Origin of the sequence: Mucilaginibacter angelicae, from assembly GCF_042434235.1 — a bacterium.
In the GTDB taxonomy this organism is placed as follows: Bacteria; Bacteroidota; Bacteroidia; order Sphingobacteriales; family Sphingobacteriaceae; genus Mucilaginibacter; species Mucilaginibacter angelicae.
This window is the reverse complement of the sequence record NZ_JBHLTS010000069.1, coordinates 1-23673: the sequence shown is the minus strand read 5'-3', so window position 1 is coordinate 23673 and position 23673 is coordinate 1. Positions and strand designations below refer to the sequence as shown.

Below are 23673 nucleotides of genomic sequence, written 5' to 3'. Positions count from 1 at the left end.
GAATATTACTGTGTGCAATACTCCTTTTTATTTTACGCTTTTTACTCCCCCTTTAGGGGGCTGGGGGGCTCACAACCTGTTAAACCACCCCTTTTTCCAAAATACAAATACCTGCACTACTGCTATTAAAAGCATAAACACTATGGCATAAATATAGCCATGATGCCAATACAATTCGGGCATATTATCCGGAAGGATATGACCTTTATCATCCTGGCGGGAAAAATTCATCCCGTAAATACCTGCTATAAAAGTAAGTGGGATAAATATCACAGAGATGATTGTAAGCACTTTCATGATCTCGTTCATGCGGTTGCTCACCATGGACAGGTACAGATCGATAATACTTGATGTTACCTCCTTATAGTTTTCAATAAGGTCCATAGCCTGGATACAGTGGTCATAGGCATCGCGCAAAAACAGCTTAACCTCGGGCGTTATCAGCGGGCTTTCCGACCGGATCATATCGTTGATCTTATCCCGCTCGGGCCAGCTTGCACGCCGTACAACAATAAGGGTACGTTTTAGCTGCTGGGCATCAAACATGATCGTTTTATCCGCGCTTAAGTAAAGTTTATCTTCAAGCGCATCCAAATGATCGCCAATTTCGGCCAGCAAAACAAAATAGGTATCAATTATAGTGTCGGTAAGCGCGTAACACATATAACCGGGGCCAGCGGTGCGGATAGCGCCCTTCCCGGCTTTTAAACGGGCCTTTACAGCATCAAAGCGTTCAGTATGATCTTCCTCAAAGCTAATGATGATGTTATCCTTTATTATTGCGGAAAACTGGCAGTTAATAATCTCGTTATCTTTATTAAAATGAACTATCCGGCTGGTGCAAAAAGCATAATCTTCATATTCATCAAACTTAGGGCGCTGATGGGTATTGGCAATATCCTCCAAAACCAAAGAGTTGATATTGCAATGCAAGCCAATTTGTTCAATCATGTCGGCATCGCCCAGTCCGTTTATCTTGATCCAGTGGGTATGGTTATCGCATTTGACAAGTTGCTTTAACGATGTTTTTATATCCTTCCCTTCGCAGGTTACCAGCTCGTCTTTATTGTACGAATAAACTGATATTATAGGCTTTAGTGCATCATCGGCTATCCTGATAGTACCCGGTCTTTCGCCTACGATGCCTGCCTGTTTATGCTTTTTAAGGCGTAAACGTTTCATGTTGCCATTCATTTACAAATAGTTTATTGTTTGAGGCCCCTGGTTAAACAGCAAATCAATAATACTCAGGTTTTTCTTAAAGCCCTGGCGGTCTTCAAATACCTGGAAATATGGTTTCTGCTGCATTTCCATTTCTTTTTTTGGATGGATAGAAAACCGAAAATCATGCAGGTCAGGATATTCGGCATGGTATTCATCCGTGTAGTTTAATGCTGTTTTTATTTTAGTGAGCTTAAGCAGCAGGTTCAAAAGCTCCTGGTTATAATCAAACAGGTAGGTAATTTGTTTTTCATAAAAGGGTGCAAAATCATCTTCATAAAACTCAAAATAAGCCGAACGGCGATAACAGGCCTGTAAGCTTTGCCAGTGCAGGCGCTGCCACATAAAATCGTAGCTGATTTTTACATCTTTAACTTTTGTGTGGTTTTTTGAACCTTTAATTACCGGCACTACCAATGCCAGCACACCATCGGGCGAGTAGATATTGGCCCGGTTGCGATAAGTTTGTTTAGGGAAATGTTCTTCTCTTTCTATCAGTATATCAGGCTTGTACGTGTTTAGCTGTACAAAGTATTCAACCGGCGGAAGATAAAACATAGGTAACACAGCGCCTTTTTCAATCATATATTTTATGTTTGTGCTCAAAATTGGCGAAAATAATGATAAAAAAGGGTTTTACTAAGTTGGGTATATTAATTTTATACCTTATATCGTTGCTCCCCTTTTGGTTTTTATACATTTTATCTGATATCGCGTTTGTTTTTGTTTACTATATTGTTAAATACCGCCGCGATGTAGTGCAGCAGAACCTACGCAACGCCTTCCCCGAAAAAACGGATCAGGAGCGCCGCGATATTGAACGCAAATACTACCGTTACCTGGCCGACCTGATAGTTGAAACTATAAAAATGATCACCGTATCTGAAAGGCAGATCAGGAAAAGGGTAGTGGCTACCAACTCCGATCTTGTTTTTGAATACTTTGCTAAAGGTAAAAGTATTATTGCAGTTGCCGGTCATTATTGCAACTGGGAAATGGCAGCCCTTAATTTTAATTTTGTTACCGATAAAAGGTTCATGATTATTTATAAAAACTTGTCAAATAAAACATTCGACGATTTTTTTATTAAAATACGGTCGCGGTTTGGGGGGCAGCCGGTGGCTATGAAGCAAACACTGCGCAAAATGGTTGAGTATCGTAAGGAACTTACCGTAAGCGTACTGGTGGGCGACCAAACTCCCGTAATGCATGAGGTTACTTATTTTGCTGATTTTTTAAATCAGCCGACTGCCGTGTTTCTGGGGATTGAAAAAATTGCCAAAACAATAGATGCCGCCGTTGTTTTTTACGACATGAAGCGGGTAAAGCGCGGATACTATGAGTATACCCTGATCCCGCTTACCGAAACACCAAAAGAAACTGCCGAACACGAAATAACAGATATGCACGTGAAATACCTTGAGGGGATGATCAGAAGAGAACCGCAATACTGGTTATGGTCGCACCGGAGATGGAAGTTTAAGCCGGAGGATTTACATAGATGACCCATACACCTAAAGTTGCTGTAGTTATTTTAAACTGGAACGGCATAAAGTACCTTAAACAATTTCTTCCTTCGGTATTATCATCAACATGGCCTAACCTGGAAGTTGTGATGGGCGACAATGCCTCATCCGATGATTCTGTGGCATTTATGCGCGAGAACTATCCATCGGTAAGGATTATCCAAAACGATAAAAACTACGGCTTTACAGGTGGCTACAACCGGGTGCTGGCCCAGGTTGATGCCGATTATTATATCCTGCTTAATTCGGACGTGGAAGTTACACCCGGCTGGATCGAACCTGTTATTGAATTAATGGGAAGCGATAGTTTAATTGCCGCTGCTGCTCCCAAGATCAGATCGTACGCGCAAAAGGATTATTTTGAGCATGCCGGGGCGGCCGGGGGCTTTATTGATAAGCATGGCTATCCGTTTTGCCGTGGCAGGATCTTTTACGAACTGGAAAAAGATAATGGCCAATACGAGCAATCGGGCGAGGTATTCTGGGCATCAGGCGCTTCATTATTCATCAAAAAAAGCATTTGGGACGAAGCCGGTGGCTTTGATGAAAGCTTTTTTGCTCACATGGAAGAGATCGACCTTTGCTGGCGTTTAAAAAATATGGGTTATAAAGTGATGTATTGTGCGCAATCAACCATTTTCCATGTTGGCGGTGGCACCCTTAATGCCGAAAATCCATTTAAAACTTATCTTAACTTCAGGAACAACCTGCTGCTTATAAAAAAGAACCTTCCTTTCGGACGGGCATTTTGGGTGATCTGCATCCGTTTTATGATGGACCTGCTTGCCCTGCTCCGGTTTTTAATGGAAGGCAAACGCAAAGACGCCTGGGCGGTAAGCAGGGCACACCAAAGCTTTGTGTTAAGCCTGTTTAAGAAGGCGAAAGGCGAAAGGCGAAAGGCAAAAGGTAGCGCGCGGCAAAACACTAAAGGCATATACAAGGGCAGTATTGTTTGGGATTTCTTTGTGAAAAAGAAGACTCATTTTACTGATCTTGATCCTTCGGAGTTTTAACATCATCAGTATCCTGTTTTGGTTCTTCGGCGTCACTGATGCCTGGTGCTTCTATTTTAATGGGAGGCAAGCCCTTAGGCCATATCACCCGCACATCCTGTTGACGGAACGGTATATCGATCCCTTCTTCAGCGAAAGCATCATAGATATCGGCCAGCACCCTGCTTTTTAGAGAAAGCCATGTTGAAATATCCGCAGCCCAAAAGAACAGTCTGAAATCAACCGAACTTTCGCTTAGGTTATGCAGGAATACTGATGGCGCCGGTTGAAGCATAATATCGTCATGGTTGTTCAGCATGTTTAATAACACCGCTTTAACCTGCTCAATGTTTGAGCCGTAAGCTACCCCAATAATCAGTTCAACCCGGCGGTTATTATTGCTTAATGTCCAGTTAATTACATGGTGCGATATCAGGTCGCCATTAGGGATGATCACTTCCGCACCATCTGCCGTAGCAATTTTACTTGCACGGATACCGATATCCATAATGGTACCCGAACGGCTATCTACCTCAATGATATCACCAACCTGGATCGGTTTCTCAAAAGCAAGTATCAAACCCGATACGAGGTTGTTAACTATATTCTGTAAACCAAAACCGATGCCTATACCAAAGGCACTGATAATGATGGTGATCTTGTCAATTGGTACGCCTGAAGCTGCAACTGCCAGGAAGAAACCTAAAGCAATTACACCGATGCGGATCAGCAGGGTAGAGGTACGGTTCTTTTTCTTGGCTACATCAATATCATTGGCATGTTTGGCTGCAATATCATAAAGGTAGCTGATGATTTTTGACGCGATGGACGAAAGCCAGATCACGGCCACAAATATAATCACACTTTGAAAGGTAAACTGGGTATTGGTGCCGCCTATATTTCGGTTTTTGGTCAGGAAATCCCCCAGGTAATCAAATACTGTGTCTTCAATATTCAGGTTTTGGGTAAGCATCACCAGCCACAGTAAGGCCGCCAAAATACTCAATACACTCCTGAATTTATTTTGAAGCAGTTTGTAGTCGATAAAAGAAGTAAGGTTGTTGCTCTTTTTACCTGCTTCCAGTTGCAGGAACAAGGCTTCCATAATGATATGCACAATGTAATACAAAGCGAGGGCAAGCCAAAGATTATATACCACAGTAACACCAATGATCTTAGCCAAACTCACCCTGCCGAAAATATTGCATAAAAAGGATGAGGCTTGCAGAAAGATAAAAACCTTAAGTATAAAACCGGTATAGGGTAGGTACTCATCCTTAGCCTTACGCACTTTTGATAAAAACCTGAAACTTATTACCGATGCCGCCAGGCCCAACACAAGTATCGCTACCCTGTCGATATTGGTAACCTGGATATAAAGATTGCTCAGGCTGTAAATAATAGTGATGCCAAATAACTGCAGCATGTAACGGAACATGGTTGCCGGGCACGCCTTTTTTACCAGGTAAAGCAGCGCTATCATCAGTATCAGTAAAAACATTTCCAATACTACTACCGGTGGATGATCATAAAAATTAGGCAGCAGCGTAAACGTTAAAATTAGCGATGATATGAATGGGTGGTTCACAACATAATTAGCCTGGTTAAACACACTTTCCGGGGCATCGTTATCTCGTAAGATCCTCCGGCGACTGGCGCGCACCCAGGCAAAAAACGCAAATAACACCACCAAACCTCCAAGATGGATCAGGATATCCCGGCCAATAAAAAAGCTAAAAAGCTTGGCGTTCATATCGGCAGTAGCTTTTGTGGCCGGACCAAATTCATTGCCTTCGTCGGCATTCATGTTCCAGATATTGCTATACTCCTGCGACATAGCCCGGATACTGAAATCCCTGATCTTGGTATCAATCTGATCTTTAAGGTCAAGGATCGAGATATAAACGCCTGAGGTGCGGTTTTGCAGCAAGCCTATCTTTACCATCACCTTTTTGTTAGTGGTATCCAAGCGATGATATTTGCTGTCGATGGCTATTTTCTGGATAAGGTAAGTAGTAGCCAGCGAGCTATCGGCAGGCAGGATCTTTAAAACGCTATCGCGTGATATGGCGTCAAGATCATTTTGATTTTGAACAAGTTTGCTGTTGATATCGGCAAGCTGCTCCTGCCACAGGTCAAGCTGGTCATCGCTGCGCGTAAGCACATCCCTGATGGTATACAGGTACCTTAGTGTGCTCGATTTATCATTATCAATAAGCGATTTGATCAGGGTAATCCGTTTTTCAAACGACGGCAGGCGGGTGCTGATATCGGTAGTATCTAACTTTTTGGAGAGATTGCTTTTGATCTGGTTAAAGGCTGATGTATAATACTCAACCTTTTGCAGCAGGTTATTTACCGATGTGTCCGAACGCTTAAGCGCCCGCATCATCGAATCGCGCGAAAGGATAGAGGCACGCAGTGAATCTCTTACCGAATGCGTTTTTTTCTTTTTAGTTTGGGCAAAAGTATTAACACTGGATAACAGCGTAACAAAAAGCAAACTTAGCGCGGCAACTCTGAATATTTTAAGCATCTGGAAAATAAGCTGAAAGCAATGGTTAAACACTTTTACACCAAAAGCGTTTTATCAAAATGATAAAATATTTTAATACTATTTAACAGCCAGATTTTCAATGGCCAAGCGGTAGCTATCCATCCCAAAACCTGCAATTACACCACGGCAATTGGCCGCAATCATTGATTTATGCCTGAACTCTTCGCGTTTATGTACGTTGGAGATATGAACTTCAATAACCGGCGTGTTGATAGCAGCAATAGCATCGGCAATGGCAATGGAAGTGTGTGTATAAGCCCCGGCATTAATCACAATACCATCGTAACTGAAGCCGGTTTCGTGCAGTTTATTTATAATTTCGCCCTCAATGTTGCTTTGGTAATAATCAATGGTGATGTTTGCAAAGCGTTGGCGCAAGATTTCAAGATAGGTTTCAAAGCTGGCATCGCCATAAATTGACTTTTCGCGAACGCCTAACAGGTTCAGATTGGGGCCGTTTATAATTTGTATCTTCATTAGTTCAAACTTAGCTATAAATCATCAAAACTAAAATCAATTGGATTGGCGTTCGACAATAAAAGGTTTCCAGGCATATTTAAAATTAGAGAAGTCGCTGTCCGACAACTCCATCGAGGCTTATAGCAGGGATATAGAAAAATTATATCAATATTCAGATTTACAGTTAGTTAAATTAAAACCCGAATTGATTACTTTAACCAATTTACGGGAGTTCATTAACTGGATAAATGAGCTGGGAATGATCCCATCATCACAAGCCAGGATCCTTTCGGGTATCAAAGCTTTTTACAAATACCTGTTGATGGAGGATATCATCAAAACCGATCCCTCTGAGCTGCTCGAATCGCCAAAGATCAGGCGAAAGCTGCCGGATACGCTTAGCTATGAGGAGATCAATAAAATTATAGCCGCCTTAGATCTTTCAAAGCCGGAAGGCATGCGCAACAAAGCCATACTGGAAACACTGTACGGATCAGGTTTACGCGTATCCGAACTCACCGAACTGAAGCTGTCCAACCTGTACCTTGATATCGAGTTTATAAAAGTAACCGGTAAAGGCAACAAGGAACGACTGGTACCCATTGGCAGCGAAGCTATAAAAGCACTGAAGCTCTGGATAGAAAACGTACGGGTTCACAATCCAATAAAAAGAGGCGAGGAGGACTATGTTTTCCTGAACCGCCGTGGTACAAGGTTAAGCCGGCAAATCATTTTTTTAACTATCAAAGGCCTCGCCGAAACCATCGGGTTAAAGAAAAAGATAAGTCCGCACACTTTTCGTCATTCCTTTGCCACGCATTTGGTTGAGGGGGGTGCTGATTTGCGGGCGGTACAGGAAATGCTGGGTCACGAAAGCATTACAACAACCGAGATCTACACCCATTTAGACAGGGAATATTTAAAAAGCACGATAAGCCAGTTTCATCCAAGGAGTTAATATATCAGATCAAATATTGATCAATTACATCCTGCGGGATCTTTGCACCACGACCCGTAGCCATATCAATCATTACATAATCAAACCAGCCATCGCAACAGATCTTTTTGGTGGCTTTATTGGTGATGCTGAACTTTACGCGGCAGCCTTTGTCGTCAATGCTATCAATACCTGTCTTTACAATGAAGTAATCGCCCATCGTTAGGGCACGCTTATAGTCAACATGGGCAGTACGAACCACCCAGCCAAAACCGCGTTCCATGAATTTCTCCATGGCCATGCCATAGCAGCGTTCCATTTGATCATAGCGGGCAGCCAGTACATAATCAAAATATTTACTGTTATGTACGTGCTGAAACATATCTATATCATCGGGGCGTACGCGAAATTCAGATTCAAAAGTGGAGAGTTGGAGAGGTGTATCCATGCGGCAAATATAAATAAAAACAAAGCCGCCCTCTGCAAAAGGGCGGCTCCAAACTATTGGTAAAATAAAATTACTGATTAACCCTGAAAGATTCCCAGCCGCCAATAGTAGTCCGGTTACAGGTCATGGCTTGGGTGCCATTTTCACCTGAGATGTATTTACTGTTATTTCCCCGGAAAGAAACGGTGCCATCGGCGTTGCTCACCCAGTCAAACTGTTCCCAGGGGCCAATAGATGTGCGGTTACAGTTAATGGCCTGGGTACCGTTTTCTGATGAAACATATTTCCCCTGGCTTTGCAGGGCCACTTTACCTCCACCTGCATCAACAATTGTAAATTGTTCCCAGCCTCCGGCGGTAACCCGGTTGCAATTCATAGCTTGTGTGCCGTTTTCACTGCTTACGTAGTCATTATTTGAACCTTTAAGGGTTATTGTTTGCCCAATGGGAGGTGTGGTTGGATTGCTGCCACCTGCTACAGGCGCTGTCGGGCGCACAGCAGTAAGCGCAATCTGTCCTTTCAGCATCCTGCCGCCGTCACCGGTTAACCGCAGATAATAATCAGCAGAGCAAACGGTTCCGTCCTCGTCCAGTGATAAAAAGTTAGATCCAGCCGGAACAAATGATGAATTTTCTGTTGTTTTGGCAATCTGGTTGCCTTCATTGTATTCGTCAAACATCGATATATACAGCCCCTGTGCACCACCATGGATCAGGTTATAAAACTGGGTCCACATCAGGTCGCCATGAACGCGCTGACGCAATTGCAAATCACCAGGCAGCACACAAGGCTGGTAATCAATGCCGTTGGTATTACAATAAGCCTGGTCGCCAACCTGCGTATTATTATAAAAATTATTAGCCTCAGTTATGGTGCCGATTTTACCGATCATCCAGGGCGAAATCATGTTGAGGGCATTAAAGGTTGGCAAAAAGTTAGGCCGTACCTCAGTGGCGTTAGGATCGCGCCAATACGCAGGTACGCCTCCTATAACATAGCAACCCTGGCTTTTAAACCAATTGATCACATCCAGGCAAACCGCTGCCGAAAATGGATGATCATTGTCATTAAAGCCAAAACCCCAGATACACACTACCGGTTTGCCATTCTGTTTGGCATAAGCCGATGATGAGGTATAGGCCGACATTTTGTTTGTCCAGTCGGTTTTAATTTCTGATTGCATGTTTGTCCAGCCGCCTACATCGTACATAATATAAAATTTACGTCCTGTAGCCTCGGCAGCGGTTTTAACTTTGGCAGTTATGGCGTCCCGCACCGGGCCTTCGCCACCGGTTGGGTTAAAACGCTGCAGCGCTGCGCAATCAATATTATTTTGCTGCATCCATTGAAACTGAACATTTACTGTTTGATCATTAAAGGAAGAAAACAGTTTTGCCGGGCTTCCATTGTTCAGGTTGGCAAAACCTGTTTGATAAGTGCTGGTGTACTCCCGTACATCGGGCCACGATTTAACGCCGATGTTATTGGCATTAGGCGCCTGGTTATTTGGGTTACACCAATGCCACCATAGGTTAATGGGCGAACCATCGCCAATAGCGGCAAACCAGCCCTGGTAGCCTACGGTAATTTTACCTACAACGTCACCAACCGCCGAGGCTGCTGTTTTGAGTTTTGGCTGATTATTATTCAATGAATTGGCCGGATTACCTGCCAGTTCTTTTTTTGAGCAGGCACTTACAATGCCTATGATAAGCGCGCAGCTTAAGACAGATAGTTTTTTTAAGTTCATAATTTCAGATGTAATTTTTTGATAGATTGGTTTAATAAGAGTAGATACAGGAATAACCTGCAAAAACCTAAGGAGGTTTAAATACGGTAACGAACATAAATAGCAATATTGGTTTAATGGTTTAACCGCAGCCATTTAGGGAAAGGGCCTTGGTTTTAATTGGTTTAAAGCAAATAAAACCAGTGATATTAAAAAATACTTAATAAAAGCTTAATGATATTATGCTATAGTTAAATACATCCCAATCTCAATTAAAAAATATCGCTAAAAAATAAAAGCGGACGACCCATAAGATCGTCCGCTTTTAAATGAGGATACGGAATTTAATTTATTACCACCATTTAAGCGGAAATACTATTTTATCAACCGAACTCGCCACCATATCCGGCTTAAATGCGTAGTGGCTTAACTGATCTTTACTGGCAATGCCCGATAATACGAGGATAGTTTTATAACCCATTTGCACACCGCCCTGGATATCAGTTTCCATGGTATCACCAATAACGGTTGTTTCGGCGGTTTCAAGGCCCAGGAACTTCCTTGCCGAACGCATCATTACCGGGCTTGGTTTACCGGTTACAAATGCTTTTCGGCCTGTAGCTTCCTCAATCATGGCTGTTGTAGCTGCAATGCCTAAATTGTTCCAGCCCGGTTTTTTAGGTGATGGGTCCCTGTTGGTGGTTATGAACTTGGCACCGGCCAAAATCATATCAACTGCGCGCTGCACCATCTCTAAGGTGAAGTTGCGGCCTTCGCCCAAAACAACAAATTCAGGATCGGAGTCAACAAGTGTAATACCGTTTTCATGAAGGCTGCTTAACAAGCCGCCTTCGCCCAGTACAAATGCAGTACCGTTAGGGCTTTGATCGCCCAAAAATTTCCCGGTAGCCATGGCGCTTGTATAAACATGTTTTGTTTCTACAGTAATTCCCAGCCGTTTAAGCTTGCGTACAACCTCCAGGCTGGTACGCTGGCTGTTGTTGGTCATAAAGGTAAACGGGATATCGTTATCAATAAGGTGTTTGATGAATTTATCAGCGCCTTCTATCAGTTGTTCGCCGCTGTAAATTACCCCATCCATATCAATTAAAAGACCTTGTTTCATAGGTATAAAGCTTTGTATTTGTTTAAAATAGGTGATGTTTGATTATTAACGCCCCTTAAGCGCCCTCAAAAAAATCTATCAGACCGCCAAAGTAGCTGTCATTCCATCCGTCAACAATATCATTGTAATCATCATCCGGAATATTGGTATGCCTTAACTCGGCAGATGTAAACTGTTTATCAGCATGCAGTTTGATGGTAACGATAGAATTATCGCTTTGCCCTTCAAAATACCATTGCTGCACCACTTTTTTATTGGGTTCAAACTCAATGTTTTTACCTACAATGCTGCCATCCCACATAGAAAATTCTGTACCGGGCTCTGTCGACATTTCGGCTGTTTCGCCTGTCCAAAGCTCAATGGTAACCGGGTTGGTTATGGCCACGTAAATCTCTTCGGGAGTGGCCGGTATGCTGTAATATTTTTTAAAATCTTTCACCCTCGCAATTTAGCTGAAATAATTTAAACCTTCACCGGGCCAACAGGCAAAACAGTTTTTCCGTACATCTCATTCAGCAAATTGGCAACACCTGTATATATAGCCGAAGCCCCGCAAACAATACCCTCATAACCTGCCAGGTGTTTAATGCCGGCATTACCGGTAGCATCGCCCGCCACCAACAGGAAAAACAATATGGTTAACGATGCGAAAACAAACTGTAAAGCGCGGTTAAGCCTTAATGTACCAAAAAACAACAGGAAGGTGAATACCCCCCAGATACTCAGGTAAGCAATCATCGCGCCTTCGGATGGTGCAGCCCCCCAGCCAAGCTTTGGCATGATCAATAAGCCAGCTAATGAAAGCCAGAAAAATCCGTATGAGGTAAATGCTGTTAGCCCGAAAGTGTTATTCTTTTTTGCTTCGATAACACCGGCAATAACCTGTGCCAGTCCTCCGTAAAATATGCCCATGGCTAATATCATGGTGTTCATTTCAAAAAAGCCGGCATTGTGGATGTTTAATAAAACGGTTGTCATACCGAAAGCGCAAAGGCCAAGTGGCGCCGGATTGGCAATGCCATCCTTCACCGGTACTGGAGTAGTAGGGATCATAATAGGTTTTAGTTTATTTGGTTTGTACCGCAAGCTAACTGATTTATAAATATTAATCAAGTTTTTCACAACCCTTAACCTACTTTTGCGTTAAGTAATCGGCCCCACCCAAACCCTCCCCGGTAGGGAGGGCCTTTAAATAACAAAAAAGAAAAGTCTCCCCCGCCGGGGGAGATTTAGAGGGGGCTTACCTATGCAAAAATTAGTATTAATACGCCATGGCGAGAGCATCTGGAACCAGGAAAACAGGTTTACCGGCTGGGAAGATGTCGATCTGTCGGAAAAAGGGTACGAACAGGCCCATCATGCCGGGAAGATCCTGAATAAAAATGGGTACAACTTCGATATCGGCTTCACATCCTACCTAAAACGTTCAATCAAAACATTGCATTATATACTGGAAGAGCTTGATCACCTTTGGATCCCCGTTGAAAAATCATGGCGGCTGAACGAACGTTTTTACGGGGCATTGCAGGGCTTAAATAAAGATGAAACCGTTGCCCAATACGGCGAAGAGCAGGTATTAAAATGGAGGCGTGATCCTAATGAGCATCCGCCTGCTGTAACTAAAGAAGACCCCCGGTATCCGGGGCACGATCTTAGGTATCAGGATTTGACGGAGCGCGAACTCCCATTAACCGAAAACCTGAGCGAAACCATGGACAGGGTATTGCCATTTTGGAATGAAAGAATTGTGAGGGCTATGCGCCGCAACCAAAAGGTTATTGTGGTAGCGCATGGTAACAGCCTTCGTTCGCTTATAAAATATATTGATCATTTAAATGACGAGGAAGTAACTGCGCTGGAGATCCCTACTGCCACTCCCTGGGTTTATGAGTTGGACGAGAACTTAAACAGGATCAGGCATTACTACCTGGAATAATTCAGACACGGATCTTCATTTCTCTTTTAATGCGGTGCAATTGTTTATCTTGTAAGCCATAAACCAATTAATCCCTAATTAAGACGAATGAAAAAATCCGACATCTATGAGGTCGCCATTAAAGTATTGGGTATATACCTGCTGGTGGCCGATATCTCCAAACTCCCAAACCTGCTCACTTTTATAGGCAACCATGTGAGTTCATCTGCTGAACAACCTGCCGAACAGGGAAACCTGTTGCTTGTAAACGGATTAAACTTCATTTTCCTGATTGTACTGGCGATATTGTTAATTGCGGGAACAAAAAGGATAACCCGCTGGATTACCAGCGAAAGTGATTACCAGGAAAACGCGAAGCTTTTTGCCGAACGGAAAGTTATCTACGAAATATCCCTGGTAATAATAGGAGGACTGTTATTGGTTGGTACTATTCCCGATTTTTTATATCACCTGTATACCCTTGCTAACGCTAATGAACAAAGCAACATCGTATCGGCCGGGGCAAAAATATTCATCGGTATAATGACTGTAGCTTTTGCCAAAAGGATAGGGGCCTATTTTGCTAAATAATGTTGAACGGCCTATAAGTAAAAAGGCTTCCCAACCTGAGAAGCCTTTTTATATTATAACAACCGAAGAATCTACTAAAAAACTTCGGCTGTTTCTTTAACTGCCGATGCTAAGCTGACCCCCGTAAGCTGATCGGCAAAGGCCACAAAAGCCTTACTTTCCGATATACGGTGTTGATTAGCAATCAGATTTTGTAAATTGATTTTTCCTATAACAAATTTATAACTACCTGAATAGTAGCGCTCATTTATATGTTTAAAGTTAAGTGCCTCAACCAGTTCCTCATCATCATAACGCAGGTAAACAGTTAATTCAATATTATTGGTGAACTTAAGATCTGTTTTTTCCTTAGCTTTTTTGTATTCGTACTGATAGTTATAACGTAAAGCTGCAATGTCCGAGAGTACAGCCGAGCCGGTAGGGTGACCGCCTGCACCTTTTCCGAAAAAGAATTGCTGATCGGCAAAGGCTGCTTGTACGGTAACGCCATTGTATTCGTACTCAACGTTATATAAAAACTCCTTATCGTTCACAAATTTCGGCAATACAAACAGGGCCACATTGCGGTCGTCAAGTTCTTTGGCTACGGGTACCAGTTTAATTTTAAGGTTCTTTTCACGGGCATACTGCAAATCTGCAGCTGCAAGGTTCTGGATGCCGAGGTTAAATACCTCATCGGGCTGTACAACCACACCATAAGCATGGGCAGCAGCAATCACCAGCTTGTACTTGGCATCAAAGCCGCCAACATCACTTGTCGGGTCAGTTTCGGCAAAGCCGAGGTCCTGGGCTTGCTTCAATGCGCTGTCATAATCAAGCCCTTCAATAAAACCTTTTGAAAGTATGTAGTTTGATGAGCCGTTAAAAATGCCACTGATAGAATGCAGCAGTTCATTATCATAATACTCCTCCAGGTTACGGATAATAGGAATACTGCCGCAAACCGCACCTTCATACAATAATGAGGTGCCATACTGATGCTGGATTTCGATCAACTCATCCAAATGCAGGGCGATCATTTTTTTACTGGCCGATACTACGTTCTTGCCTGATTTCAGCGCTCTCGAAACAATCTCGAAAGCAGCTTCAGTATCATTGATGAGCTCAACAATGGTATTGATCTCGGGGTTATTGAGCAGTTCTTCTTTATCGGTAGTAAATAAGTGGGCCGGTAAGGAACGTTTTTTATTAGGGTCCTTAATAGCAAACTTTACGATCTCGATATTTAGTTTTTTTGTTTTTACGATGTCATATAAACCCTGGCCTACAACTCCAAATCCGAAGAGGCCGATATTTAACTTTTTACTCATTACGCTGTACGTTGCAGTTCTATAATTTTTCCTTTCACATCGGTTTTAAAAAACGATGTAAATATGTTTGTTAATGCTTCTGTTTCAATTAAAAATCCATCGTGCCCATAAAACGAATCCAGTTCGGCAAAGGCAGCTTTGGGAATATGCCTGAACAGGTATTGCTGTTCTTCAATAGGGAACAAAACATCTGATGAGATCCCGATAACCAGAGTTTTAGCTTTGATTAAGCTTAAGGCTTTATCTACACCATGACGGCCGCGGCCCACATTGTGCGAGTCCATCACTTTGGTTAGGTACCAATAGCTATAGGCATTAAAGCGGTTTACCAGCTTCTGGCCCTGGTAGCTTTGATAAGTTGAGGCCCGGTAATCATCCTGTACATCGTCACTTTCTTCCTGCTGGGTTATGCCATAGGTTTTGTAAGTACGATAGCTGAGCAGTGCAATGGTACGCGCTGCTTTCAAACCTTTCTGGCCGCCATCAGGCGTGTTGGCATAAAAGGTACGGTCGGCAGTGATGGCTAAACGCTGCGACTCATTAAAGGCAATGCCCCATGGCGAGTGTTTGGCATTGGTAGCTATCAGGATTAGGTTTTTGATGCGCTCCGGCTCAATAATAGCCCATTCCATAGCCTGCTGGCCACCAAGGGAGCCGCCGATTAATATATTAATATTACTTATCTGTAAATGATCGGCAAGTAATTGATGCGCTTTAACCATATCCCTTGTTGTAAACTGGGGATAGGCAAGATAGTACGGCTGACCGGTAACCGGGTTAATACTCAGCGGACTCGTAGTGCCGTAAGGCGAACCCAAAATATTGGCGCAAACTATAAAATGCTCTTCGGGGTTAAAGAAAAAGCCGGTGCCCACGAGGCCTTTCCACCAGTCAAGCACATCGCTGTTGGCGGTAAGCGCATGGCAAACCCAAACAACATTATTTTTTTCCTTATTTAACCTGCCGTATGTATGAAAGCCTATCTCTAAACCCTCAAGCTGCCGGCCCGATTCAAATTCAAAAGTATCAGTGTATTTAAATATCTCTGCGTTCATTCTTTTATTTGTTATTCCGGGGGCAACCGGGGTGTCCGGCTGCTGCCCGTAATAACGTTTACTATATCACTTAAAAAAAACTATACATTGTTAAACTAACTCACCCTCACTTTGCTTAATTTTTGCAAAAGCCTGTTCAAAATCGGCTTTGATATCATCAATATGCTCAATACCCACAGCTACGCGCAATGATGCAGGCTTAACACCGGCTGATAATTGTTCCTCATCAGATAATTGCTGGTGCGTTGTTGCCGATGGTTGAATGATCAGTGTTTTTGCATCGCCCACATTGGCTAAATGGCTCACCAGTTTCAGGTTGTTGATCACCTGGCTGGCCTGCTCTTTATCACCTTTGATCTCGAATGACAGTACACCGCCAAATCCATTCTTTAAATATTTTTTAGCAAGATCATGATATGGCGATGATTCCAGTCCGGGATAATTTACGCTTGCCACTTGCGGATGCTGCTCAAGCCATTTGGCTAATTGCAAAGCATTATCAACATGGCGCTGCACACGCAATGAAAGCGTTTCCAATCCTTGGATATTCAACCATGAATTAAACGGTGATTGCGACGGGCCAAAATCCCTTAAACCCTCAACACGGGCACGAATAATGAACTGGATATTCCCAAACGGGCCGCCAATGCCAAACACATCATTAAATACCAGTCCGTGATAACCCTCAGATGGTTCGGTAAACTGCGGGAATTTACCATTGCCCCAGTTATAGTTACCGGCATCAATAATAGCACCGCCAATACTGGTACCATGCCCGCCAATCCATTTGGTAGTTGATTCCACAACCACGTTGGCGCCATGCTCAATAGGGCGGAAGAGGTAGCCACCTGCACCGAAGGTATTATCAACAATTAATGGCAGATCGTGCCTTTTAGCAACTTCGCTTATCTTTTCAAAATCGGCAATGGTAAAACCTGGATTACCGATGGTTTCCAGGAAGATAGCTTTTGTTTTATCATCAATAAGCGCTTCAATGCTTGCTGCTGTATCATCTTTAGCAAAACGCACATCGATGCCCAAACGTTTAAAGGCTACTTTAAACTGGTTATAAGTGCCGCCGTACAGGAAAGGGGAGGTAACAAAGTTATCGCCCACCTGTAGTATATTATTTAGTGCTATAAATTGTGATGCCTGGCCCGATGCTGTTGCCAGTGCTGCCACGCCACCCTCTAAAGCTGCGATGCGTTTTTCAAACACATCGGTAGTAGGGTTCATGATACGGGTATAAATATTGCCAAATTCCTTCAGCGCAAACAGGTTGGCGCCATGCTCGGCACTGTTAAATACGTATGAAGTAGTTTGATAAATGGGCACTGCGCGTGAACCTGTTGTTGGATCAACTTCCTGGCCGGCATGTAGTTGTAGGGTTTCAAATTTTAAGGCAGACATAGTTGTAATTTTTTAATGTGTTTAATTTAGATTTTGAATGTTAAGATGGATTTTGGCAAACCGGTTTGAAATAACCGGCTTAACATCACACGCGCTTTTTCAGAGAAATGAAAACAGGGGTGTGCTAAGCATCAACAGCAGCAACACATACAAATACAGCCAATAGGGGAGCCAATATATTGTACGTTACCGTTTGAGGTGTAAAAAGTGTTGCGTTGCGTAAATTTAATTAAACTTTTCATGGTTATAAATTTATATTCCCCGGTGTTATTTGCCGGGACAGGAATTGGCACCTTCTTCAACATTGAAGGGTTGCCAGCGGGTCATTGAGCCTGATCTCTCGCCGCTTCTTTATAAATCAAAACCCGAACTATGTGCGGAGGATTGATCGATCTTGGTATTGCTACCAAATAATGTTCCAAATATAAGGCGTTATATGGTAATGTACCAAATTTTATTTCAAAAGGTGTTTTTTTAATGCAAGTGAAAACTTTTATACCTTTAACCAATGCTTTATAATATCCTTGATACCCCTTCCTTATGCAAGAAAATACACTTCAGAAATCAGTTGTAATTATTTTACTCCTGTTCATTTTTTTTACAAATGGTTTTGCTCAAACAAATGATCCAACTTCTTTCAAAAAAATCATTGTAAATAATATTTGCCTCTGTCAAACCAAAATTCCTGATTTAAAGAAATCTGATGCAAATTTGGTGGATACCATAGTCGAAGAGATGGATCTGGCTGTCAATTGCTTTGGACAGGATTCAAGGTTTATTGCCGGCAAAGGCTATTCAACCCCCAAGCATCCGGGAATGATCTTTCAACAAGATCAGAAATCAGATCTTGTTAGCAAAATCAGATTAACCAGACAGTTTGCCGGGAAATTACCTGATGGGAAATTTATCGATCTTAGCAATCTGTCACTTAATGAGCTATTCAAATTGTATCCTGAATTTAAAGATAAATGGAATTCAAGAGGCTGTTCAAATTACTGGAGCTTTTCAAACGATACAATAGCTTTTTACGTCAGGATAGATTCGACTAAAAAACCACAGTTCCCGATAGATAAAGCTTATTACATGGATAAACCCATTGAAGCGGCAGACCTTACACTCTCCTGTTATGGAGTACAAAAGGAAGATGCTAATCAACAAATAGTTGAGGAACCGGAAAACAATGAACCAGTATATTTTATTGACAGCGTACGGGTTACAGGAGACGATTTAAAAAAGTTTAACCCTAATGATGTTGCCACAGTGTCTGTTTACAAGGACGCAAGTGCTATAATAAAGTATGGCCGTGAAGCAAAATATGGATTGATTTATGTGGAAACCAAAAAATTTGATATCCATCGCTATCAAACGTATTTTAAATCAAAATCACCGGGTTATACTAAGCTTATTTCTAATCCGGCCAACATTTCTAAAATTCAATATATCCTCAATAAAAAAATACTTAAAACTGATTACGAAGGAAATTTAGCTGCAATAGATGACAAAATATTTGAGGGATTAATAATCATCGACAAACGTCAACTTATAAAAGAATACGGAATTACAAATAAAAATTACGGTGTAATAATTACCGCTAATATCCCGGTAAACTCATACAATAAAGACAAAGAAAAAAACACGCATTAAGCCAACGCCTGCTCCATATCCGCAATCAAATCATCAATATGTTCCAGCCCAACCGATACCCTAAGCAGGTTTCTTGGTGTTTTGGTATCGGGACCTTCAACTGTAGCCCTGTGCTCAATCAGGCTTTCAACGCCACCAAGGCTGGTAGCTTTGATAAATAATTTCAGCTTGTTGATGATGTTATGCGTATCGTTTTCATTGCCTTTAATTATAAAGGATAGCATGCCGCCAAAAGCCAGCATCTGATCTTTAGCTATATCATGCTGCGGGTGTGAAGATAAACCTGGATACATCACCTGTTCAACATTGGGGTGCTGTTCAAGGTATTCGGCAAGCAGTTGGGCGTTTTGTACATGGCCTTTTACGCGGTACGGCAGGGTTTTAATACTGCGTACCAAATAATAACAATCCATAGGCGAGGGGATAGCACCGCCCATTTCCTGCACCTGGCGAATCTTTGCCCACCAGTCACTTTTTTCAGCAGTAATTAAAGCACCGCCCATTAAGTCGCTATGCCCGCCAAAGTATTTGGTGGCCGAATGCATAACTATATCTACCCCTAACTCAAGCGGTCGCTGGCAAATAGGCGTGGCAAAGGTATTATCACATAAAACTTTAATGCCTTTCGCTTTGGCAATTGCAACAACTTTTTTTATATCTGTGATCTTTAATAATGGATTTGAAGGTGTTTCTATCCATATCAAACCTGTTTCGGGTTTAATGCGCTGCTGCAAAACTTCGGCATCGTTTACATCGATAAAATCGAAAGTAAGGATCCCGACAAAAAGATTTTTAAGCTGATTGCGTAAACCATGGTACATATCATCTGGGGCAATAATGTGAGTGCCGGGTTCAAGCGATTGAAAAACCGACATACCTGCAGCGTTGCCCGATGAAAAGGAAGCCGCTTCAACGCCACCTTCCAGTTTGGCCAACACATTCTCCAGTGCATGACGATTAGGATTTGCCGAGCGACTGTAAATATAACCTGCCGGGAAACCACCATCACTGCCGCGCTCAAACGTGGTGGACATAATGATGGGTTGTATTACGGCCCTTGTTGCTTCATCAACATGGTTACCGGCATGTATGGCTATAGTTTCAGTTTTCATGGTATTTGTGCTTATCGCTCAAAATAAACAAGAATATTTGTTATTAGCTGTAGCGTTTTTACATTTTTTGCCGAATAGACATAAAAACCTGCAAACATGAAAAAAGCCTTCATCCTCATCCTGTTAATTGTAAGCGGGCTCTCCGCCTGTAAAAAAGATGCTAACGAAACCGCTTATGATAAAAGCTTTAAAGTATGGCAAAACTTTAAGGCCGAAAGTAAAAACTCCTATACTTATACAGTTAATTCTGCTTCTGTTTTTGGTGCCGGTTCCGAAACAAAGATCACTGTTCAAAATGGCGTAGTGGTGGCAAGAGATTATTCAGCATACATTTTGGAGTACAGAACAGCAAATACTCCTCCCGCTAAAGTAATAAAGGATCAATGGCACGAAGATAAAAGTTCATTGAGCCAGCATAACTCAGGCGCTTCAGCAATAACCCTTGATCAGGTTTACCAAAAAGCAAAAAACGAATGGCTTGCGGCAGATAAGAAAAAGAATACTATTTACTTTGAAACCAACAATAACGGCATGATCTCAAACGCAAGCTATGTGCCCAATGGCTGCCAGGATGATTGCTCAACAGGGATCTCCATCAGCGAGATCAAGGCTCTGTAACCTTATTGTAATTTACCATCAAATTTGGCCAATATGTGTCATAACGCATATTACTTTTGTGCTTTTTTGTACATTTGGCCAAATTTATAATGATGCATAATTCAGATAATTTACAGGTATTGCTCCAGGATCCGAATTTATCTGCTGACTTAAAGCACATTGCCCAAAAGGTATTAAATAAACAACGCATCACTTTTGATGAAGGCGTTTTGCTTTATGAGCAGGGCGAGCTTGGATATCTTGGTGTTTTAGCCAATCATATCCGCGAGGAGCGCCACGGCGATAAAACTTATTTCAACCGTAATTTTCATATTGAACCAACCAATCTTTGCGTTTACGACTGCAAATTTTGTTCATACTCGCGCCTGCTGAAACAAAAATCAGAAGGATGGGAGTATACCATGGATGAAATGTTCAATATGGTTGCCAAATATGACGGCGAACCTGTTACCGAGGTTCACATTGTTGGTGGTGTTTTACCACAGTATGATGTGCCTTTTTACCAGGAACTTTTTGCCCGCATCCGCGCGCACCGCCCGGAACTGCATATTAAAGCACTTACCCCGGTTGAATACCATTACATTTTCAAAAAAGCCAAAATTGATTATGCCACAGGGATGCACCTGATGAAAGAAGCAGGCCTGGATTCTATCCCCGGTGGCGGCGCTGAAATTTTCGATCCGGAAATAAGGGATCAGATCTCGAAAGATAAATGTACTGCCGATCAATGGTTGGCTATTCACGAAGAATGGCATAAGCTTGGCGCCCGTTCAAATGCAACCATGCTTTACGGACATATTGAAGAGTATAAACACCGCGTAGACCATATGGAACGCCTTCGCCAGTTGCAGGATAAAACAGGTGGTTTCCAAACATTCATTCCGCTTAAGTTCCGTAATAAGGATAACCAGATGTCGCACGTACCGGAGGTTTCTGTGATTGAAGATTTACGCAACTATGCTGTTGCCCGTATTTATCTCGATAACTTCGATCATATCAAAGCTTACTGGGCTATGATCAGCCGTACAACCGCGCAGCTTTCGCTTAACTTTGGTGTTGATGACATTGATGGTACATTGGATGATACCACTAAAATCTACTCAATGGCCGGTGCCGAAGAGCAGCATCCGGGTATGAGCACCAAACAACTGGTTGAGTTAATTAAGCACGTAGGCCGCCAGCCCATCGAGCGTGATACATTATATAATGTAGTAACAGATTATACCAACGTTGAATTTGGCGACGAGCCCAAGCCCCAGTATTATAAGTTACCGGTAATTAACTAAATTTTTTAAGCTGAAAGCCAAAGGCCGGAAAGTAAGCCGAAAGCTTAAGGCTGAAAGCTAAAAGCAAAGAAAACACAACAAGCAAAAAAGCTTTAAGCCTTACGCTTTCTGCTTTAAGCTTAAAGAAAAATGATACAAAAAACCTTATATATAGTACGCCACGGCCAAACTGAGTATAACAAACTTGGTATTATACAAGGCCGTGGGGTTAATACCGATTTAAATGAGGAAGGCCGCAAGCAGGCCTGCCAGTTTTTTGAGGCTTATAAAACCGTACAGTTTGATAAAATTTATATATCGGCATTAAAGCGTACCCAGCAAAGTATCCAGCCTTTTATTGACCTTGGTATCCCTTATGAAAAGCTTTCGGGTTTGGATGAGCTGGCCTGGGGCATTCATGAAGGCCAGGCGCCAACTACCGATAATAAAGCCGCTTTCCTGCAGATCATGCGTGATTGGCTGGACGGTAAACTCGACAGTAAATTTGAAGGAGGCGAAAGTCCGCTTGAGGTTGAGGTACGCCAGCGCGAGGCCATGGAGGTGATCATGAGCCATCCCGAAGAAAAAACAGTGCTCATTTGTATGCATGGCCGTGCTTTACGCCTGTTGCTTTGTATCCTTACCAACAAACCCTTATCCGAAATGGATACCTTTCCGCATCAAAACCTGGTACTATATAAGGTAACCTACAATGGCGAAAAGTTTGAGATCATCGACTTTAACAACGCCGAACATCTAAAAAATTCCGAAGAACAGAAATAGCGCATTTGTGAACAAGATCAGAATATCAGCAGTAAGCTACACTAACACCAAACCCTTTCTATACGGCATTCAGCATACCGACATTATTAATAAAATTGACCTGAGCCTTGACATTCCTTCGGATTGTGCTCAAAAGCTCATTGATGATGTAGTTGATATCGGCCTCATCCCGGTTGCAGCAGCACTAAGCCTGCCGCAATGGGAAATTGTTTCTGATTATTGCATTGGCGCGGTCGGCGCAGTTAATTCTGTCTTTATTTTTAGCAATTGCGATATTAAGGATGTAACTGCAATACAGCTTGATCCGCAATCACGCTCATCAAATAACCTGGCCCGTGTACTTCTTAAAAACCACTGGCAGGTAAACCCCGAACAGGTTACCAATGCGGCGGACTACGCTCAATCTGCAGATGAGCAAACCGCTTTTGTGCAAATAGGCGATCGCACCTTCGGCAAAAAGCAACAATACAAATACGTTTATGACCTTGCCGAAGAATGGCAAAAAATGACCGGCCTGCCATTTACCTTTGCAGCCTGGATAGCCAACAAGCCCATCCCGCAGAAATTTATGGACGAGTTTAACGAATCGTTAAAATACGGCCTTGACCACCGCGAAGAGCTGTTTAAAGAATTAACCATGCGCGATGATTTTGATTTGGTTGATTACCTGATGGTGAAGATTGATTATGATTTAACAGCGGATAAGAAGAAAGCCCTGTACCTGTTTCATGATTATATAAAGGCGTTGTAATTTAACACCCGTTTCTTCACTATCATCATTGCGGGTAACCATCAGGGAAACCCTGGAAAAAATCGCAATTACTTGTAAAATATATTTTAGTGATGTGGTGCGGGGGCCGCGTTAGATTCTGTGTTGATATGCAAAAGTTATTTTTTTATTTTTGTGTCTTAGGCGGCTTTATGTTAGCCTGTTTAGGGCAGTCCTTCTATTGAGGTGACTGCTCTAACTATTTT

At 42.4% G+C, this 23673-nt stretch carries 23 protein-coding genes and 1 riboswitch; of the genes, 10 read left to right on the top strand and 13 right to left on the bottom strand.

From position 1 onward, the window contains the following. Window positions 1–69 precede the first annotated feature (69 nt). A complete protein-coding gene (gene corA, locus ACFFGT_RS22060; RefSeq protein ID WP_377024678.1) occupies window positions 70–1182 on the bottom strand; it encodes a magnesium/cobalt transporter CorA in 1113 nt (370 codons plus the stop codon). Between the two features lie 12 nt (window positions 1183–1194). Then, window positions 1195–1806: a WbqC family protein gene (locus ACFFGT_RS22055; protein WP_377024677.1), complete on the bottom strand. Its 612-nt coding sequence runs from the start codon at window positions 1804–1806 to the stop codon at window positions 1195–1197. A 35-nt stretch (window positions 1807–1841) separates the two neighbouring features. Between ACFFGT_RS22055 and ACFFGT_RS22050 the strand changes: the two genes are divergently transcribed. Further along, on the top strand, window positions 1842–2726 hold the full coding sequence (locus ACFFGT_RS22050) for a lysophospholipid acyltransferase family protein (protein WP_377024676.1): 885 nt from the start codon (window positions 1842–1844) through the stop codon (window positions 2724–2726). Continuing rightward, window positions 2723–3760, top strand: a complete 1038-nt coding sequence (locus tag ACFFGT_RS22045; protein ID WP_377024675.1) for a glycosyltransferase family 2 protein — start codon at window positions 2723–2725, stop codon at window positions 3758–3760. Before ACFFGT_RS22050 ends, ACFFGT_RS22045 begins: the two co-directional genes overlap by 4 nt. Here the strand turns inward: ACFFGT_RS22045 and ACFFGT_RS22040 are convergent. Next, window positions 3732–6275 carry a mechanosensitive ion channel family protein gene (locus tag ACFFGT_RS22040; protein WP_377024674.1) on the bottom strand — a complete coding sequence of 848 codons (2544 nt, stop codon included), beginning with the start codon at window positions 6273–6275 and terminating at the stop codon, window positions 3732–3734. The two genes, ACFFGT_RS22045 and ACFFGT_RS22040, sit on opposite strands and share 29 nt — an antisense overlap. Window positions 6276–6353: 78 nt before the next feature. Further along, window positions 6354–6773, bottom strand: coding sequence for a type II 3-dehydroquinate dehydratase (gene aroQ / locus ACFFGT_RS22035; RefSeq protein WP_377024673.1), 420 nt, complete (start codon window positions 6771–6773; stop codon window positions 6354–6356). A 40-nt stretch (window positions 6774–6813) separates the two neighbouring features. Here aroQ and xerD point away from each other — a divergent pair, with 40 nt between their 5' ends. After that, entirely contained in the window at window positions 6814–7713 is a 900-nt protein-coding gene (gene xerD, locus ACFFGT_RS22030) for a site-specific tyrosine recombinase XerD (protein WP_377024672.1), read from the top strand. A gap of 4 nt (window positions 7714–7717) precedes the next feature. Here xerD and ACFFGT_RS22025 read toward each other — a convergent pair whose 3' ends face one another. The 5 genes from ACFFGT_RS22025 to ACFFGT_RS22005 all read right to left on the bottom strand — a co-directional run bounded on the left by ACFFGT_RS22025 (window position 7718) and on the right by ACFFGT_RS22005 (window position 12048). After that, window positions 7718–8140: an acyl-CoA thioesterase gene (locus tag ACFFGT_RS22025; RefSeq protein ID WP_377024671.1), complete on the bottom strand. Its 423-nt coding sequence runs from the start codon at window positions 8138–8140 to the stop codon at window positions 7718–7720. Between the two features lie 70 nt (window positions 8141–8210). Further along, window positions 8211–9890, bottom strand: coding sequence for a hypothetical protein (locus tag ACFFGT_RS22020; RefSeq protein ID WP_377024670.1), 1680 nt, complete (start codon window positions 9888–9890; stop codon window positions 8211–8213). Window positions 9891–10221: 331 nt separating this feature from the next. Then, entirely contained in the window at window positions 10222–10995 is a 774-nt protein-coding gene (locus ACFFGT_RS22015) for an HAD-IIA family hydrolase (protein WP_377024669.1), read from the bottom strand. Between the two features lie 55 nt (window positions 10996–11050). Continuing rightward, a complete protein-coding gene (locus tag ACFFGT_RS22010) occupies window positions 11051–11434 on the bottom strand; it encodes an SRPBCC domain-containing protein (RefSeq protein ID WP_377024668.1) in 384 nt (127 codons plus the stop codon). 23 nt (window positions 11435–11457) lie between these two features. Then, window positions 11458–12048: an acetate uptake transporter gene (locus tag ACFFGT_RS22005; protein ID WP_377024667.1), complete on the bottom strand. Its 591-nt coding sequence runs from the start codon at window positions 12046–12048 to the stop codon at window positions 11458–11460. Between the two features lie 193 nt (window positions 12049–12241). Here ACFFGT_RS22005 and gpmA point away from each other — a divergent pair, with 193 nt between their 5' ends. Further along, entirely contained in the window at window positions 12242–12931 is a 690-nt protein-coding gene (gpmA, locus tag ACFFGT_RS22000; protein WP_377024666.1) for a 2,3-diphosphoglycerate-dependent phosphoglycerate mutase, read from the top strand. Between the two features lie 87 nt (window positions 12932–13018). Continuing rightward, entirely contained in the window at window positions 13019–13501 is a 483-nt protein-coding gene (locus ACFFGT_RS21995) for a hypothetical protein (RefSeq protein ID WP_377024665.1), read from the top strand. Window positions 13502–13575: 74 nt separating this feature from the next. Here ACFFGT_RS21995 and ACFFGT_RS21990 read toward each other — a convergent pair whose 3' ends face one another. The 3 genes from ACFFGT_RS21990 to ACFFGT_RS21980 all read right to left on the bottom strand — a co-directional run bounded on the left by ACFFGT_RS21990 (window position 13576) and on the right by ACFFGT_RS21980 (window position 17276). Next, entirely contained in the window at window positions 13576–14811 is a 1236-nt protein-coding gene (locus ACFFGT_RS21990) for a homoserine dehydrogenase (RefSeq protein ID WP_377024664.1), read from the bottom strand. Then, window positions 14811–15866, bottom strand: coding sequence for a homoserine O-acetyltransferase family protein (locus tag ACFFGT_RS21985; RefSeq protein WP_377024663.1), 1056 nt, complete (start codon window positions 15864–15866; stop codon window positions 14811–14813). The genes ACFFGT_RS21990 and ACFFGT_RS21985 overlap by 1 nt, the downstream gene beginning before the upstream one ends. A gap of 90 nt (window positions 15867–15956) precedes the next feature. Beyond that, complete coding sequence (locus tag ACFFGT_RS21980; RefSeq protein ID WP_377024662.1) at window positions 15957–17276, bottom strand: O-acetylhomoserine aminocarboxypropyltransferase/cysteine synthase family protein; 1320 nt, start codon at window positions 17274–17276, stop codon at window positions 15957–15959. 249 nt (window positions 17277–17525) lie between these two features. Then, window positions 17526–17636: riboswitch (SAM riboswitch) on the bottom strand. A gap of 180 nt (window positions 17637–17816) precedes the next feature. Between ACFFGT_RS21980 and ACFFGT_RS21975 the strand changes: the two genes are divergently transcribed. Continuing rightward, window positions 17817–18920, top strand: a complete 1104-nt coding sequence (locus tag ACFFGT_RS21975; protein WP_377024661.1) for a hypothetical protein — start codon at window positions 17817–17819, stop codon at window positions 18918–18920. Here the strand turns inward: ACFFGT_RS21975 and ACFFGT_RS21970 are convergent. Further along, the gene (locus tag ACFFGT_RS21970; RefSeq protein ID WP_377024660.1) at window positions 18917–20032 is read right to left on the bottom strand and encodes a trans-sulfuration enzyme family protein; all 1116 of its coding nucleotides are present in this window, start codon (window positions 20030–20032) and stop codon (window positions 18917–18919) included. The genes ACFFGT_RS21975 and ACFFGT_RS21970 overlap by 4 nt on opposite strands. Before the next feature lie 96 nt (window positions 20033–20128). Between ACFFGT_RS21970 and ACFFGT_RS21965 the strand changes: the two genes are divergently transcribed. From ACFFGT_RS21965 to ACFFGT_RS21950, 4 genes are all read left to right on the top strand, one after another. Further along, complete coding sequence (locus ACFFGT_RS21965) at window positions 20129–20650, top strand: hypothetical protein (protein ID WP_377024659.1); 522 nt, start codon at window positions 20129–20131, stop codon at window positions 20648–20650. A gap of 92 nt (window positions 20651–20742) precedes the next feature. After that, window positions 20743–21936, top strand: coding sequence for an aminofutalosine synthase MqnE (gene mqnE, locus ACFFGT_RS21960; protein ID WP_377024732.1), 1194 nt, complete (start codon window positions 20743–20745; stop codon window positions 21934–21936). 129 nt (window positions 21937–22065) lie between these two features. Beyond that, complete coding sequence (locus ACFFGT_RS21955) at window positions 22066–22698, top strand: histidine phosphatase family protein (protein ID WP_377024658.1); 633 nt, start codon at window positions 22066–22068, stop codon at window positions 22696–22698. 7 nt (window positions 22699–22705) lie between these two features. Continuing rightward, window positions 22706–23449, top strand: a complete 744-nt coding sequence (locus ACFFGT_RS21950; RefSeq protein WP_377024657.1) for a menaquinone biosynthetic enzyme MqnA/MqnD family protein — start codon at window positions 22706–22708, stop codon at window positions 23447–23449. The last annotated feature ends 224 nt before the right edge of the window (window positions 23450–23673 follow it).